Below are 13,146 nucleotides of genomic sequence, written 5' to 3'. Positions count from 1 at the left end.
GCGGAACATGGACGTCTTTGCCTCCAGCGAGAGCCTTTCCCAGAAGTTCCTCAACGCGTTGCGGGCCCTGCTGAACGAATCCTACCCCGGCCGGCCCGCGCGCGACTGTCTGGAGGGCATGCTCAACCGCCTTGTGGAGGCCATGGGCTACCACAGGACGTACCTGGAGCTGCTTGACCTGCCGCTCAAGAACCAGCGCCTCTCGCTCTCCCGCGGGCGCGAGGCCGTGTTCGGCACGCCGCTCGGACCCGGGCCCATCGCCACCGGGCAGACCCTGGCCACGCGGCAGTCGCTCATCATCGACAACATGGCCGACCACCCGGACTTCTACGGCCGCCCCGCGCAGGACCTGGAGAAGCTGGCCTTCGTCTGCGTGCCCGTGCTGGTTCCCGGCCAGGCCCCGGCCTCGCAGCGCCTGGCCATGGGCGTGCTCTGCGCCGACATCCCCAAGGCCCCGCCCGTGTTCATGGAGCGCCACCGCGACTTCATGCTGGTGGCCGCCTCCGTGGTGGCCAACGCGGCCCTGCGCCTGCAGGACGAGCTCAACCGCGCCAAGGCCAAGCCCAAGCTCGAATCCGAGCCCGAAGCGCTCACCGAGACGGTGAACACCCGCCAGCGGGTCATCGCGGTCTCCAAGGGGATGCGGCTCGTGCTGCGCCAGATCGACCAGGCCGCGGGCAACGACTCCCCGGTGCTGTTCCGGGGCGAGGAAGGCACCGGCAAGGAGTGCCTGGCCCGCTCGCTCCACGCCCACAGCCCCAGGCGCAAGCGGCCCTTCGTCAGCTTCGTCTGCTCGGCTGAATCCAGCGAAAGCATGGACCGCACGCTCTTCGGCATCCAGAAGGGCGAGGCCTCCAAGTCCACGCAGTCCAAGCGCGGCCTGCTGGAGCTGGCCCAGGGCGGCACCCTGTTCATGGAGGACGTGGAGGAGCTGACCCCAGAGGCCCAGCAGGGCCTGCTGCGCTACCTCCAGGAGGGCACCATCCTGCGTTACGGCAGCGACCAGCCCATCCCCCTGGACGTGCGCATCGTGGCGGCCAGCCGCGTGAACCTCGAGGACATCGTCAACACCGGCGGTTTCCTGGAGGACCTCTACTACGCGCTCTCCGTGGTGCCCATCTACGTGCCGCCCCTGCGCGACCGCACCGGCGACGTGCTGCCCCTGGCCGAATACTTCCTGCAGGAGTTCGCCCAGGCCTCCGGCAAGCCCTTCAAGCGCATCTCCACCCCGGCCATCGACCTCATCAGCCAGTACCACTGGCCCGACAACGTGCAGGAGCTTCGCTCCTGCATGGAGCGTGCGTTGGACCAGTCCGAGGAGGGGGTCATCCGGGCCTACCACCTGCCCCCCACCCTGCAGACGGCCGAGAGCTCCAACACGGAGGCCACGCTGTCCTTCGGCGAGGCCGTGGACCAGTTCGAGAAGGAGCTGCTCATCGAGGCCCTGAAGAAGGCCAAGGGCAACATGTTCCAGGCCGCCAAGGACCTGCGGGAAAGCTACCGCATCATCAACTACAAGGTCAAAAAGCATAACATCGACCCCAAACGCTTCACCCCGGGCAAGCGCAAGTAGTTTCGCCGGGCGCCGCGCCTAGGAATCGATCAGACGCTGATGTCATTCGATCCGGAACAGACTCCGGGCCGCTTCCCCAAACGGTCTGGAGTCTTTTTTTCTTCTTAAGACAGCCGGAGGAATCCCGACCGATGCTGACCACCCAAACCGCCTGGACTTTCCTGATACTGGCCGGGCTCTTCGAGATCGGCTGGCCCCTGGGGCTGAAGATGACCCACACGCCTGGAAGGGCCGCGCTCGGCGTGGCGGTGGCCGTCATCTGCATGGGCCTGAGCGGCTGGCTGCTCTACCAGGCCCAGAAGGCCATCCCCATGGGGACGGCCTATGCGGTGTGGACGGGGATCGGCGCGGCCGGGACTTTTCTGGTCGGGCTCATGTTCTACGGCGATCCCGCCGGGTTCCTGCGCATCCTGGGCGTGGCCCTGATAATCGCCGGAGTCGCCACGCTCAAGCTGGCCTCTTAGAGGGCGATTCGGGATCGTTTCTGCGCTCTCGGCGCACGAATCCCAGAAAACCCGGATTATCCCGGATTCCATTTCCAGCTTCCAATGAAACAGCCGGGCAATATGACATTGCCCGGCTTCATTGTTTCGCCGCTGCCTGTCAGGCGCCCTCTCCCGCCGAATCCGACCAGTTGAGAGGGCTCCCCTGCATGTGCGCTCACCTGCGCAGAAGTTTCAGGATCTCTTTGGCCACCGCCTCGGAGGACGCAGGGTTCTGCCCCGTGACCAGTTTTCCCGAGACCACGGCGTGCGGCTGGAAGTTATCTCCTTGCTCGAACAGGCCCCCCTTGGCCCGGAGTTCGTCCTCAAGGCTGAAGGGGACGACAGCCGTGAGGCCTACGGCCTGCTCCTCGGCGTTTGTGAAGCCCGTCAGCTTCAAACCGGCCACCAGCGGCTGGCCGTCGGCCTTTCGGGCGTCGCGCAGCACGGCCGGGCCGTGGCACACAGCGGCAACCACCCTGCCGGAGTCGAACATTTCCTCGATGAGGGCGATTGAATCGTCGTCGACGGCCAGATCCCACAGGGGGCCGTGCCCGCCGGGGTAGAACACGGCGTCGTAGTCCGAGGCGCGCACCGCAGCCAGCGGGAGGGTGTCGGCAAGGGCTGCCTGGGCCTCGCGGTCCTTGAGGAATTTGCGGCAGGCCGGGGTCAGGGAGGCTTCCTCGGTGCTCCTGGGGTCCACGGGGGGCTTGCCGCCCATGGGCGAGGCCAGCACGATCTCCGCGCCCGCAGCCTTGAATGCCATGTAGGGCGCGGCCAGTTCCTCCAGCCAGTAGCCGGTCTTGTGGCCGGTTTCTCCGAGCGTGCCGTGCGAAGTGATGACGATAAGAATGACCATGCGCGCCTCCTGGCGGTTTCCGGTTCTGCCGCAGGCTAACACGCCGTTCCGGCCCGTTCAACCTCAAGCCGTCGGCTACGGCAACCCATGCGGTGTTTCATCCGGCTGCCCTGCGTTGGCGCTTCGTCAAACGCCGGGCAGCGCCCACAACAGGACGTGCCACACTCATCGCCGGGCGTCCGAAAATGCAAGCCCAGCCCACTGGAATTACTGGCAATAGCCCATACTCCTGCAGATGCTCTCCACGCTTTCGCCCTTGGCGCGCCTGTTCTTGAGGGCGTTTATGAACTTGGGCCCCATGGCGGAGTAGAACTTCACGCAGGCCTCGCGGTCCGCCGCGGGAAGCAGGGAGCACTGGCGCGTTGCGTCCACGGTGATGTCCTTTGCGTCGGCCGCCGAGGCCTCCACCAGGCGCAGCACCATCTGGCAGGCCACGCATTCCATGTAGTCGCCGCCCTGGGCCAGGGAATTGGAAAACATGAGGCCCGCGAGCAAAGCCGTCAAAAAGGTGATCCGAAGAAATTTCATGCTGTCAGTCTCCAAAATGCGGCGCGAGGCCGCCTCTTTATTGTTCCGATGCGCCCGATCGACGCCGGGACAGCCGCCTATACGGCTCTTTGCCCGGCGCATCAACCGGCTGGACAATCCGGCCGCCCGCGCGGAACTGCGAGGGGGCCTTGCCTCCCGCCGGAAATTCTACTAGCAACCGCCCACGGAGGACACCATGCTCGCCATTCTCGACTACAAGGCCGGCAACCAGACCAGCGTGCGCCGCGCCCTCGACAACCTGGGCATACCCTGCGCCATCACCGCCGACCCCGAAGCCCTGCGCGCCGCCGCGGGCGTCATCTTCCCCGGCGTGGGCGCCGCGGGCCAGGCCATGGAGGAGCTCACCAGCACCGGCCTTGACGCGGTGCTGCGCGATATCGTCCGCTCGGGCAAGCCCATGCTGGGCATCTGCGTGGGCTGCCAGATCCTGCTGGACTACTCGGCCGAAAACGACACCCAGGCCCTGGGCATCGTCCCCGGCGAATGCGCCATGTTCAACCGCGCCCTCACCGAGGAGGACGGGCAGCCCATCCGCGTGCCGCACATGGGCTGGAACAGCGTGAAGCTCGTCAAGGAGTGCGTGCTCTTCGACGGCATCGACCCCTCCGCCGAATTCTATTTCGTGCACAGCTACTACCCGGTGCCCAGCCCCGAGTTCGTGCTCGGCACAACCTTCTACGGCATGGAGTTCTGCTCCCTGCACGGCCGCCCCGGGTTGTGGGCCGTCCAGTTCCACCCGGAGAAGTCCGGCCGTCCGGGCCTCAAGCTGCTCTCCAACTTCGCGGCCTACTGCGGGGAGGTTTCCAATGCTCAGTAAGCGCGTCATCCCCTGCCTGGACGTCCGCGACGGCAAGCTGACCAAGGGCGTGAAGTTCCTCGGCAACGTGGACATCGGCGATCCCGTGGAGACCGCCCAGGCCTACTACGAGCAGGGCGCGGACGAGATCGTCTTCTACGACATCACCGCCTCCTCCGAGGGCCGGGGCATCATGCTCAAGGTTGTGGAGAAGGTGGCCTCGCGCATCTTCATCCCCTTCTCCGTGGGCGGCGGCATCTCCACCGTGGACGACATGCGGGCGGTGCTGCTGGCGGGCGCCGAGAAGGTCTCGGTGAACTCGGCCGCGGTGAAGACCCCGGACATCATCAGCCAGGGCGCGGCGGCCTTCGGGTCGCAGTGCGTGGTGGTGGGCATGGACGTGCTGCGCGTGGGCGTGAGCGAGCAGATCCCCTCCGGCTACGAGATCGTGATCCACGGCGGGCGCAAGAAGATGGGCCTGGACGCCATCGAATGGGCCAAGACCGTCGAGGCCCTGGGCGCGGGCGAGCTCTGCGTGAACTCCATCGACGCCGACGGCACCAAGGAAGGCTACGAACTGAACCTGACCAGGCTCATCAGCGAGGCCGTGTCCATCCCCGTGATCGCCTCGGGCGGCGCGGGTTCGCCCAGGCACATGCTGGACGCCCTCACCGAGGGCAAGGCCAGCGCCGCGCTCATCGCCTCCATCGTGCACTACGGCGAATACACGGTGAGCCAGCTCAAGGACTACCTCCACGGGGAGGGAGTGAAGACGCGCATGGTCTGGTAGGCCCCTCGCCAGACCCTTCCATATGAATCACAGGCCCGGCGCGTCCGGGCCTTCGCATCACGGGAACATCATGAGCAACGCCCTCGAAACGGTCAACGAGCTGCTCTCCACGCTCGGACTCAAGGTCACCCATTCCTTCGACGACATCTATTTCGTGGAACACAACCTGTTCCTGGTCATACAGTCCAAGGAGGACAACCTCCTCCTGCTCTGCTTCAACCGGGAGTGCCCGCCGGACAAGGCGGCGCTGGCGGCCCTGTCGCTCTACGCCAAGGCCGAGGACATGGGCGTGGACCTGGGCCTCTCCGGCACCTACGACATGGAGGAGATGCCCGGGCAGGAGATCAAGCTCCACTTCCACCCGCAGCAGACCGTGAAGGAAAGCCTGCCCGGAAACACCAAGACTCACTGACCTGCCCCCAAGACGGCTTGCCAGTCCGGCCTGAACGCGGTCAAGCGCCTACGGAACGCAGTCCGGGTCGCTTCTCTCCGCCCTGCGCGTCACTTGCCCTACGTGAAGGCGGGCGTGCCCAGCTCTCTGTCGATGGCGTCGGGATCGTCGGCGTGGTAGCGCACCAAGTTGCGCAGGTGGAAGAAGGCCTCCTCGTCCATGCCCACGAAATCGAGCGCCAAGCCCTCCGCATCGTTGCGGATGATGCGCGCCTCTATGCGCACCTGCAGGGTATCGGTCAGGTGCAGCACGAAATCACAATCCCTCTTGCCGGTCATACCTGGCTCGTGATCGCACAGCACGCCCTTGAGGCTGATGTTGCGGACAGTCACCCGGTATTTATCCAGCACCCCGCACTCTACCGAGGCCTCTATGGCCGTCTGGACCCTGGTCCGCTTCCGTTTGTCGGGCATGTTTCCCCCGTGGCGCGTAATTCTCGGTAACGCCGTGGATTCAAAGCACGACATAGATCACGGCGGGCGAAACAGGCAACAGGAATCCCTGCCGGACCTGCGGCCTCCGCCGCACATCGCGGCTTGATCCGGCCCGCGAAAGCTCGCATAGAGTGTTCATCGGCCGTGCCCCGCGGCCACCGAACAGGAGGAACCATCACATGCTCAAACGCAGAAACGTTCTCGGCCTGGCCGCCGCCCTGCCCGTCCTGGCGGCCGGCAAGGCCCTGGCGCAGGACCAGAAGAAAGGCATGGACGCCCTGGAGTGCATCCACACCCGCCGCTCCATCCGCAAATACCTGGACAAGCCCATCCCCGACGAAGTCATCAAGCAACTGCTCGAGGCGGCCATGACCGCCCCCTCGGCCTACAACGAACAGCCCTGGCGCTTCCTGGTGGTCAAGGACAAGGAGAAGCTCAAGGCCGTGGGCTCCGCCGGACCCGCCCCTGCGGGCAACGCCGCCGCGGCCATCCTGGTCTGCGCGGACCCCTCCCTGGGCAAGGAGAAGGACATGTGGCCCCTGGACTGCTCCAACGCCACCATGAACATCCTGCTGGCCGCCAACGCCCTGGGCCTGGGCGCGGTGTGGACGGCCTCCTACCCGGTGCAGGCCCGCCTGGACATGTACCGCAAGATGTTCAACATCCCGGAGAAGATCGTGCCCTTCGCCTTCATCTGCCTGGGCTGGCCCGAGAAGCCCGGCGGCCGCGAGAACCGCTTCAAGCCCGACAGGATCGTCTACGAGTCCTGGAGCTGAGGCCCGGACCACGCGAAGAAAAAAAAAGCGCCGTCCACCCGCGAGGGGGGACGGCGCTTCGTCATCGAGGCGGTTCGCCTACAGGTTAGGCAGGGTCCTTGCGGCCGATGCAGAAGTAGGCGAAGCCCATTTCGCCCAGCAGCGAGGGGGAGTACAGGTTGCGGCCGTCGAACACCAGGGGGGCCTTCAGGCTCTTCTTGATGCGGTCGAAGTCCGGGTTGCGGAACTGGTTCCACTCCGTGACGATGGCCAGGGCCGAGGCGCCGTCCAGCACGGCGTACTGCTCGTCGACGACCTCGACGAGGTTGTTGCCCTCGAACTCCTTCTTGGTGTTGGGGCCGGCCACGGGGTCGAAGCAGCGGACCTTCATGCCCTTGGCGGTGAGGTCGCGGATCAGCTCGAAGGCGGCGGCTTCGCGCACGTCGTCGGTGTTGGCCTTGAAGGCCAGGCCCCAGAGGGCCAGGGTCTTGCCCTTCACGCCGCCCTGCGGCTCGAAGTACTTGAGTATCTTGCCCGAGAGCACGTGCTTCTGACGGTTGTTGACCTCGTCAACGGAGGCCAGCAGTTGGGGCTCGAACTCGTACTGGCGGGAGGTGTCGATCAGCGCCTTGACGTCCTTGGGGAAGCAGGAGCCGCCGTAACCCATGCCGGGGTAGATGAACTGGTAGCCGATGCGGCTGTCGCTGCCGATGCCCATGCGCACGTCGCGCACGTCGGCGCCGACGCGCTCGCAGATGTTGGAGATCTCGTTGATGAAGGAGATCTTGGTGGCCAGCATGCAGTTGGCGGCGTACTTGGTCATCTCGGCGGAGCGGACGCCCATGACGATGACCTTGTCGCGGCTGCGGGCGAAGGGTCCGTAAAGGGCCTTGAGCAGCTCGCCGGTGCGCACGTTCTCGGTGCCCACGACCACGCGGTCGGGCTTGAGGAAGTCGTTGACGGCGTCGCCTTCCTTGAGGAACTCAGGGTTGGAGACCACGTCGAATTCGATGTTCAGGCCGCGCTTGGCCAGCTCTTCGGAGATCAGGCTGCGGACCTTGTCGGCCGTGCCCACGGGCACGGTGGACTTGTCCACCACGATCTTGTAATCTTTCATGTTCTGGCCGACTTCGCGGGCGACCTGATGCACGTAGCTCAGGTCGCAGGAGCCGTCGGGGCGCGAAGGGGTGCCCACGCAGACGAAGACGAACAGGGCGTTCTCCATGCCTTCGGCGATGGAGGTCGTGAATTTCAGGCGGCCCTGCTCGGTGTTGCGCTTGACGATCTCGTCAAGACCGGGTTCGTAAATGTGAACCTTGCCCTTGCGAAGGTTCTCCACGACAGTGGGATTGATATCCACACAGCAGACATCGTTGCCCATTTCGGCGAAGCAAGCGGCGCTCACCAGGCCGACATAACCGGTTCCGACAATGCACAGGTTCATGTTCCGCGCATCTCCATTGTAGTAAAGTTGATAGGCCCCACCCGAGGGGCAGACTCCGATACGAGCGACGGGATGGTTTGTCAACTGATACCTTGAGACTGGAAAACATTTACACTATAATGTAGGTTTCATCGAGAGATCAAGGAGTTATTCCATGCCCATACTGGCCGTTAACGTCGACCACATCGCCACGCTGCGCCAGGCGCGCCTGGCCCAGGAGCCCGACCCCGTCACCGCCGCCCATCTGGCGGAGATCGCCGGGGCGCGCGCCATCATCGTGCACCTGCGTGAGGACCGGCGCCACATCCAGGACCGCGACGTGGCCCTGCTGCGCCAGCTCATCAAGACCCGCCTGCACCTGGAGATGGCCGCCACCTCCGAGATGCACCGCCTGGCCCTGGGCATCAAGCCGGACATGGTCTGCCTGGTGCCCGAGAAGCGCCAGGAGCTCACCACCGAGGGCGGGCTGGCCGTGGCCGGCCGCGAGAAGGAGATCGCCTCCTTCCTTGAACCGCTGCACGCGGCGGGCATCGGCTCCAGCCTGTTCATCGACCCGGACCCGGCCCAGATCGAGGCCGCCAAGGCCGCCGGAGCCCACTATATAGAGATACACACCGGGGCCTACGCCGACGCCCCCACGCCCCAGGCCCGCCAGGCCGAGTTGGCCAAAGTGCTGGCGGGCATCCGCCAGGGGCGCGAGCTTGGGCTCAAGGTCAACCTGGGCCACGGCTTGAACTACGACAACATCTGGGCCTTCGCCAAGGTGGATGGCGTGAGCGAGTACTCCATCGGCCACAGCATCATCTCCCGGGCCGTGCTCACGGGCATGAACGAGGCGGTGTCGCGCATGGCCGCCATCGTCGGCTCCTTCCCGGACCCGGCATGATCGTCGGGCTGGGCATCGACGTTGCGGAGCTGGACCGCATCGAGCGCGCCCTGGCCCGCCACGGCGAGCGCTTCCTGGCCAAGGTGCTCACCGAGGAGGAGATCCGGGGCCTGCCCGCCCTGGCCCGCAACCGAGCGCCTTACGTGGCCGCCCGTTTCGCCGCCAAGGAGGCCGCGTCCAAGGCTTTGGGCACCGGCTTTTCCGGCGGCATAACCATCAAGGATTTCGGCGTGGCCTCGGACGACGGCGGCAAGCCCCTGATCCGCTTCTTCCGCAAGGCCGAGGACCGCGCCATGCAGTTGGGCGTCACCCGCGCCCACCTGAGCATCACCCACGGCCGCGACGTGGCCGCCGCCGTGGTGGTGCTGGAGGCACCATGATCGACACCGTGTTCTGCTCCCCCCTGCTCACTCCGCCGGAGATGAACGCCTGGGACCGGGCTTCGGCCTCCATGGGCCTCAAGACCGAGATACTCATGGAGAACGCCAGCCGCGAGGCCCTGCACGCCCTCACCGCCAAGCTGGGCGACCTGCGCGGCAAGACAGCCGTGTGCTTCGCGGGCTCCGGCAACAACGGGGGCGACGCCATCGCCCTGGCCCGCCACCTGGACGACGCCGGGGCGGAGGTCGTCCTCCTGCTGGCCAAGCCCGTGCGGCAATATTCGGGCCCCTCGGGGCTGCACCTGCGCATCGCCCGGCAGGCCGGCCTGAGCATCCGCCAGCTGGGCCAGACGGACCTGAACGCCTTTCCTCAGCCCGACATCGTGGTGGACGGGCTGCTGGGCACCGGGCTCTCGGGCGCCTTGCGGCCAGAGTACGCCGTCTGGATCGAGGCCGTGAACCGCATGGGCGAGCGGGCCTTCACCCTGGCCCTGGACATCCCCTCCGGGCTCTCTGGCCTCACGGGCGAACCGGCCAAGCCCACCGTCATCGCCGACCTGACCGTCACTTTCGAGGCAGCCAAGATCGGGCTGTGCCTGCCCCAGGCCTCGCCCTACGTGGGCGAGCTGGAGGTGCGCCCCATCGGCGTGCCGCGCGCCGTGCGGGAGGCCCATCCCCCCGCGCACTACCTGCTGGGGCCGGAGCTGGCCCTGCTGTTGCCCGGCCTGGACGCGGCCATGCACAAGGGCCAGGCGGGCAGGCTGCTCATCATCGGCGGGTCGCCTGGGCTTACGGGCGCGCCCGTGCTTGCGGCCATGGGCGCGCTGCGCGCCGGGGCCGGGCTGGTCACCGTGGCCTGCCCCCGGGGCATCGAGCCCACGCTCAAGTCCGGCTACCCGGACGTGATGACCCTGCCCCTGGGCGACTCCGACGCCTGGACCGAAGCCATGGCCGAGGAGCTCCTGGCGCGCATGGACGCCTACGACGCGGTCGTGGTCGGCCCTGGCATCGGCCGCGAGGAGCGGACCGGCCGCTTCCTGGAAAAGCTCGCCGGGCATATCCCCCCGGCCGTCTGGGACGCCGACGCCCTGTTCTGGCTGGCCGGTGCGCCGCGCGCACTGCCCGGCTCGGTGTTCACGCCCCACCCCGGGGAGGCCGCCCGGCTGCTCGGCTGCTCCATCGCCAGGGTGGAGGCCGACAGGCAGGCCTCCGTGCGCGAACTGGCGCGGCTCACGGGAGGCACGGTGGTGCTCAAGGGCCCGGCCTCGGCCATCGCGGACGGGGCCGACCCGCACGGGCGGGTGTTCCTCTCCCCCTTCGCTGAGCCCAACCTGGCGGTGGGCGGCTCCGGCGACGTGCTGGCGGGAGTGTCCGGCAGCCTGCTGGCCAGGGGACTTTCCCCCTTGCTAGCCGCCTGCCTGGGAGTGTATTGGCACGGACTCGCGGGACGCTTGGTGTCCGGCGAATTCCCCTACCGGGGCAACCTGGCCTCCGAGATCGTCCAGGCCCTGCCCCGCGCCCTTACGGAGTGGCTCGATGCTGAAAGCTAAAGACATAATGACCCGCGGCGTCATGACCTTCTCGCCGGACACCCCCATCAGCGAGGCGGCCGCCACCCTGCTGGACAAGCACATCAACGGCTGCCCCGTGGTGGACGCCGAGGGCGCCCTGGTGGGCATCCTCTGCCAGTCCGACCTGGTGGCCCAGCAGAAGAAGCTGGCCCTGCCCACGGTGTTCACGCTGCTCGACGGCCTGGTGCCCATGACCTCCATGGCCGAACTGGACCGCGAGATGGAGAAGATCGCGGCCATCAAGGTCTCGCAGGCCATGAGCGAAGACCCGGAGTTCGTCGGGCCGGAGACCCCCCTGGAAGACCTGGCCTCCCTGATGGTGGAGCGCGGCTTCCACACCCTGCCCGTCGTGGACGAAGGCAAGGTGGTGGGCGTGATCGGCATGGAGGACATCCTGCGCACGCTCAGCGGCAAATAACACGGTGGAGCTCTTTCTGCCCGACGAGCGGGCCACCCTGGCCCTCGGCCGGGCGCTGGCCCTGAGCCTCCCCGACGAGTGGGAGGCCCCGGCCGCCCTCTTGCGGGCGGAGCTGGGATCGGGCAAAACCACCCTTGCCCGGGGCTTCGTGGCCGCCCTGCCCGGCAGCGAGCAGGCCGAGGTGGCCAGCCCCAGCTTCAACCTGGCCAACATCTACCCCACCCGGCCGCAGGTGCTCCACCTGGACCTCTACCGCCTTGGCGAAGGCCTTACCGACGGCGGGCTTGAGGAACTGCTGGAGGCTGGCCCGGCTGACGGCAGGCACGTCCTGCTGGTCGAGTGGGCGCAGTTCATGCCCGAGGCGAGCCTGCCGCACGACTGGCTCTCCATCCGATTGAGCGAGGAAGGCGAAGGGCGCAGGGCGGTGCTTGAAGCCCACGGCCCCAACGCCGCACTCTGGCTCGAGAGGACAACTAGAACCTACTTAAAAAGCGACATGTCATGAAAATCATGGTGCAAAAGTACGGCGGCACCTCCGTTGCGGGACTCGAACGGATGAAGAAGGTGCTGTCGCGGGTGTCCAAGGGCGTTGCGGAAGGCTTCAAAGTCGTGGTGGTTCTCTCGGCCATGTCCGGCGAGACCAACAAGCTCATCGGCCTGGCCAAGGAGTTCTCCCCCGAGCCCGACTCAGAGGAGATGGACGCCCTGGTGGCGACCGGAGAGAACGTCTCCATCGCCCTGTTCTCCATCCTGGCCAAGGATAACGGCCTCAAGGCAAAGTCCCTCCAAGGCTGGCAGGTGCCCATCCTGACCACGGACGCCTACAAGAAGGCGCGCATCGTCAGCATCGACGCCCAGAAGATGCGGGCCATGCTCGAAGACATCGACGTGCTCGTGGTGGCCGGTTTCCAGGGCGTTGACTGCCACGGCCGGGTGACCACACTGGGCCGGGGCGGCTCCGACACCACGGGCGTGGCCCTGGCCGCAGCCCTCAAGGCCGACGTGTGCGAAATCTACACCGACGTGGACGGCGTGTTCACCACGGACCCCCGCGTGTGCTCCGCGGCGCGCAAGCTCGACGTGGTCTCCTACGACGAGATGCTGGAGCTGGCCAGTTCCGGCTCCAAGGTGCTCCAGATCCGCTCCGTGGAATTCGCCAAGAAATACAACGTGCCCGTCCGGGTCCGTTCCACCTTTACAGACGACCCGGGGACATTGGTCACCCAGGAGGACGCCATGATGGAAGATCTCGTGATTTCCGGCATTGCCTTTGACCGCGACCAGTGCCGGATCACCGTGGCCAAGGTCAAGGACAAGCCCGGCGTTGCCGCAGCCATATTCGGAGCCATCGCCAAGCAGCGCATTCTGGTGGACATGATCATCCAGAACACCAGCAGCGACGGCTACACCGACATGACCTTCACCATCTCCCGCGCCGACCTGGACCAGACCCTGGCCATACTCGAAGGCGTCCAGAAGGAGATCGGCGCGGAGGGCGTCCAGCACGACCTCAACGTGGCCAAGGTCTCCGTGGTGGGCGTGGGCATGCGCAACCACTCCGGCGTGGCCTCCACCATGTTCCAGGCCCTGCAGGCGGAGAACATCAACATCAAGCTGATCGCCACCTCCGAGATCAAGATCACCTGCCTGATCGACGAGAAGTACATCGAACTGGCCGTGCGCGCGCTGCACACCGCCTTCGGCCTGGACAAGAAGGCGGTTCAGGCCTGCTAGCCCCCGCCCACTACCGCCGATTCT

At 66.5% G+C, this 13,146-nt stretch carries 16 protein-coding genes; 12 read left to right on the top strand and 4 right to left on the bottom strand.

The window, feature by feature from the left end:
• The first annotated feature begins 7 nt into the window (after positions 1-7).
• On the top strand, positions 8-1,573 hold the full coding sequence (locus MLE27_RS08100; protein ID WP_243311559.1) for a sigma-54-dependent Fis family transcriptional regulator: 1,566 nt from the start codon (positions 8-10) through the stop codon (positions 1,571-1,573).
• Between the two features lie 131 nt (positions 1,574-1,704).
• On the top strand, positions 1,705-2,037 hold the full coding sequence (locus MLE27_RS08095) for a DMT family transporter (protein WP_243311558.1): 333 nt from the start codon (positions 1,705-1,707) through the stop codon (positions 2,035-2,037).
• A gap of 196 nt (positions 2,038-2,233) precedes the next feature.
• Here the strand turns inward: MLE27_RS08095 and MLE27_RS08090 are convergent, their stop codons facing one another.
• Positions 2,234-2,914, bottom strand: a complete 681-nt coding sequence (locus MLE27_RS08090) for a type 1 glutamine amidotransferase domain-containing protein (protein ID WP_243311557.1) — start codon at positions 2,912-2,914, stop codon at positions 2,234-2,236.
• A gap of 207 nt (positions 2,915-3,121) precedes the next feature.
• On the bottom strand, positions 3,122-3,442 hold the full coding sequence (locus MLE27_RS08085) for a saposin domain-containing protein (protein ID WP_243311556.1): 321 nt from the start codon (positions 3,440-3,442) through the stop codon (positions 3,122-3,124).
• A gap of 196 nt (positions 3,443-3,638) precedes the next feature.
• On the opposite strand from MLE27_RS08085, the gene hisH reads away from it, so the two are divergent.
• The 3 genes from hisH (at position 3,639) to MLE27_RS08070 (ending at position 5,461) form a co-directional block, all read left to right on the top strand.
• Positions 3,639-4,280 (top strand): imidazole glycerol phosphate synthase subunit HisH, encoded by a 642-nt coding sequence (gene hisH / locus MLE27_RS08080; RefSeq protein WP_243311555.1) that lies wholly within the window; start codon positions 3,639-3,641, stop codon positions 4,278-4,280.
• Positions 4,270-5,049 carry an imidazole glycerol phosphate synthase subunit HisF gene (gene hisF, locus MLE27_RS08075; protein WP_243311554.1) on the top strand — a complete coding sequence of 260 codons (780 nt, stop codon included), beginning with the start codon at positions 4,270-4,272 and terminating at the stop codon, positions 5,047-5,049. The genes hisH and hisF overlap by 11 nt, the downstream gene beginning before the upstream one ends.
• 70 nt (positions 5,050-5,119) lie before the next feature.
• Positions 5,120-5,461, top strand: a complete 342-nt coding sequence (locus MLE27_RS08070) for a hypothetical protein (protein ID WP_243311553.1) — start codon at positions 5,120-5,122, stop codon at positions 5,459-5,461.
• A gap of 98 nt (positions 5,462-5,559) precedes the next feature.
• Here the strand turns inward: MLE27_RS08070 and MLE27_RS08065 are convergent, their stop codons facing one another.
• On the bottom strand, positions 5,560-5,913 hold the full coding sequence (locus tag MLE27_RS08065; protein ID WP_243311552.1) for a PilZ domain-containing protein: 354 nt from the start codon (positions 5,911-5,913) through the stop codon (positions 5,560-5,562).
• 200 nt (positions 5,914-6,113) lie between these two features.
• On the opposite strand from MLE27_RS08065, the gene MLE27_RS08060 reads away from it, so the two are divergent.
• A complete protein-coding gene (locus MLE27_RS08060) occupies positions 6,114-6,710 on the top strand; it encodes a nitroreductase family protein (RefSeq protein WP_243311551.1) in 597 nt (198 codons plus the stop codon).
• 85 nt (positions 6,711-6,795) lie between these two features.
• Here MLE27_RS08060 and MLE27_RS08055 read toward each other — a convergent pair whose 3' ends face one another.
• Positions 6,796-8,133, bottom strand: a complete 1,338-nt coding sequence (locus tag MLE27_RS08055; protein ID WP_243311550.1) for a UDP-glucose dehydrogenase family protein — start codon at positions 8,131-8,133, stop codon at positions 6,796-6,798.
• 154 nt (positions 8,134-8,287) lie between these two features.
• On the opposite strand from MLE27_RS08055, the gene MLE27_RS08050 reads away from it, so the two are divergent.
• The 6 genes from MLE27_RS08050 to MLE27_RS08025 are packed head-to-tail and all read left to right on the top strand — an operon-like array spanning position 8,288 to position 13,122.
• Positions 8,288-9,019, top strand: a complete 732-nt coding sequence (locus tag MLE27_RS08050) for a pyridoxine 5'-phosphate synthase (protein ID WP_243311549.1) — start codon at positions 8,288-8,290, stop codon at positions 9,017-9,019.
• The gene (locus tag MLE27_RS08045; protein ID WP_243311548.1) at positions 9,016-9,399 is read left to right on the top strand and encodes a holo-[acyl-carrier-protein] synthase; all 384 of its coding nucleotides are present in this window, start codon (positions 9,016-9,018) and stop codon (positions 9,397-9,399) included. Before MLE27_RS08050 ends, MLE27_RS08045 begins: the two co-directional genes overlap by 4 nt.
• Positions 9,396-10,949, top strand: coding sequence for an NAD(P)H-hydrate dehydratase (locus MLE27_RS08040; RefSeq protein ID WP_243311547.1), 1,554 nt, complete (start codon positions 9,396-9,398; stop codon positions 10,947-10,949). Before MLE27_RS08045 ends, MLE27_RS08040 begins: the two co-directional genes overlap by 4 nt.
• The gene (locus tag MLE27_RS08035; RefSeq protein ID WP_243311546.1) at positions 10,936-11,388 is read left to right on the top strand and encodes a CBS domain-containing protein; all 453 of its coding nucleotides are present in this window, start codon (positions 10,936-10,938) and stop codon (positions 11,386-11,388) included. The genes MLE27_RS08040 and MLE27_RS08035 overlap by 14 nt, the downstream gene beginning before the upstream one ends.
• Before the next feature lie 4 nt (positions 11,389-11,392).
• The gene (tsaE, locus tag MLE27_RS08030) at positions 11,393-11,893 is read left to right on the top strand and encodes a tRNA (adenosine(37)-N6)-threonylcarbamoyltransferase complex ATPase subunit type 1 TsaE (protein WP_243311545.1); all 501 of its coding nucleotides are present in this window, start codon (positions 11,393-11,395) and stop codon (positions 11,891-11,893) included.
• A complete protein-coding gene (locus MLE27_RS08025) occupies positions 11,890-13,122 on the top strand; it encodes an aspartate kinase (protein ID WP_243311544.1) in 1,233 nt (410 codons plus the stop codon). The genes tsaE and MLE27_RS08025 overlap by 4 nt, the downstream gene beginning before the upstream one ends.
• The last annotated feature ends 24 nt before the right edge of the window (positions 13,123-13,146 follow it).

The sequence above is a fragment of the Fundidesulfovibrio agrisoli genome, assembly GCF_022808715.1.
GTDB classification, from domain to species: Bacteria; Desulfobacterota; Desulfovibrionia; order Desulfovibrionales; family Desulfovibrionaceae; genus Fundidesulfovibrio; species Fundidesulfovibrio agrisoli.
The sequence above is the reverse complement of the archived record's forward strand: the minus strand, read 5'-3'. Positions and strand labels throughout refer to the sequence as shown.

What these genes read in the sequence shown, in the direction of transcription:
- MLE27_RS08100 (WP_243311559.1), top strand. Translation starts at nt 8, where the DNA reads ATGGACGTCTTTGCCTCCAGCGAGAGCCTTTCCCAGAAGTTCCTCAAC.
- MLE27_RS08095 (WP_243311558.1), top strand. Translation starts at nt 1,705, where the DNA reads ATGCTGACCACCCAAACCGCCTGGACTTTCCTGATACTGGCCGGGCTC.
- MLE27_RS08090 (WP_243311557.1), bottom strand. Translation starts at nt 2,914, where the DNA reads ATGGTCATTCTTATCGTCATCACTTCGCACGGCACGCTCGGAGAAACC.
- MLE27_RS08085 (WP_243311556.1), bottom strand. Translation starts at nt 3,442, where the DNA reads ATGAAATTTCTTCGGATCACCTTTTTGACGGCTTTGCTCGCGGGCCTC.
- hisH (WP_243311555.1), top strand. Translation starts at nt 3,639, where the DNA reads ATGCTCGCCATTCTCGACTACAAGGCCGGCAACCAGACCAGCGTGCGC.
- hisF (WP_243311554.1), top strand. Translation starts at nt 4,270, where the DNA reads ATGCTCAGTAAGCGCGTCATCCCCTGCCTGGACGTCCGCGACGGCAAG.
- MLE27_RS08070 (WP_243311553.1), top strand. Translation starts at nt 5,120, where the DNA reads ATGAGCAACGCCCTCGAAACGGTCAACGAGCTGCTCTCCACGCTCGGA.
- MLE27_RS08065 (WP_243311552.1), bottom strand. Translation starts at nt 5,913, where the DNA reads ATGCCCGACAAACGGAAGCGGACCAGGGTCCAGACGGCCATAGAGGCC.
- MLE27_RS08060 (WP_243311551.1), top strand. Translation starts at nt 6,114, where the DNA reads ATGCTCAAACGCAGAAACGTTCTCGGCCTGGCCGCCGCCCTGCCCGTC.
- MLE27_RS08055 (WP_243311550.1), bottom strand. Translation starts at nt 8,133, where the DNA reads ATGAACCTGTGCATTGTCGGAACCGGTTATGTCGGCCTGGTGAGCGCC.
- MLE27_RS08050 (WP_243311549.1), top strand. Translation starts at nt 8,288, where the DNA reads ATGCCCATACTGGCCGTTAACGTCGACCACATCGCCACGCTGCGCCAG.
- MLE27_RS08045 (WP_243311548.1), top strand. Translation starts at nt 9,016, where the DNA reads ATGATCGTCGGGCTGGGCATCGACGTTGCGGAGCTGGACCGCATCGAG.
- MLE27_RS08040 (WP_243311547.1), top strand. Translation starts at nt 9,396, where the DNA reads ATGATCGACACCGTGTTCTGCTCCCCCCTGCTCACTCCGCCGGAGATG.
- MLE27_RS08035 (WP_243311546.1), top strand. Translation starts at nt 10,936, where the DNA reads ATGCTGAAAGCTAAAGACATAATGACCCGCGGCGTCATGACCTTCTCG.
- MLE27_RS08025 (WP_243311544.1), top strand. Translation starts at nt 11,890, where the DNA reads ATGAAAATCATGGTGCAAAAGTACGGCGGCACCTCCGTTGCGGGACTC.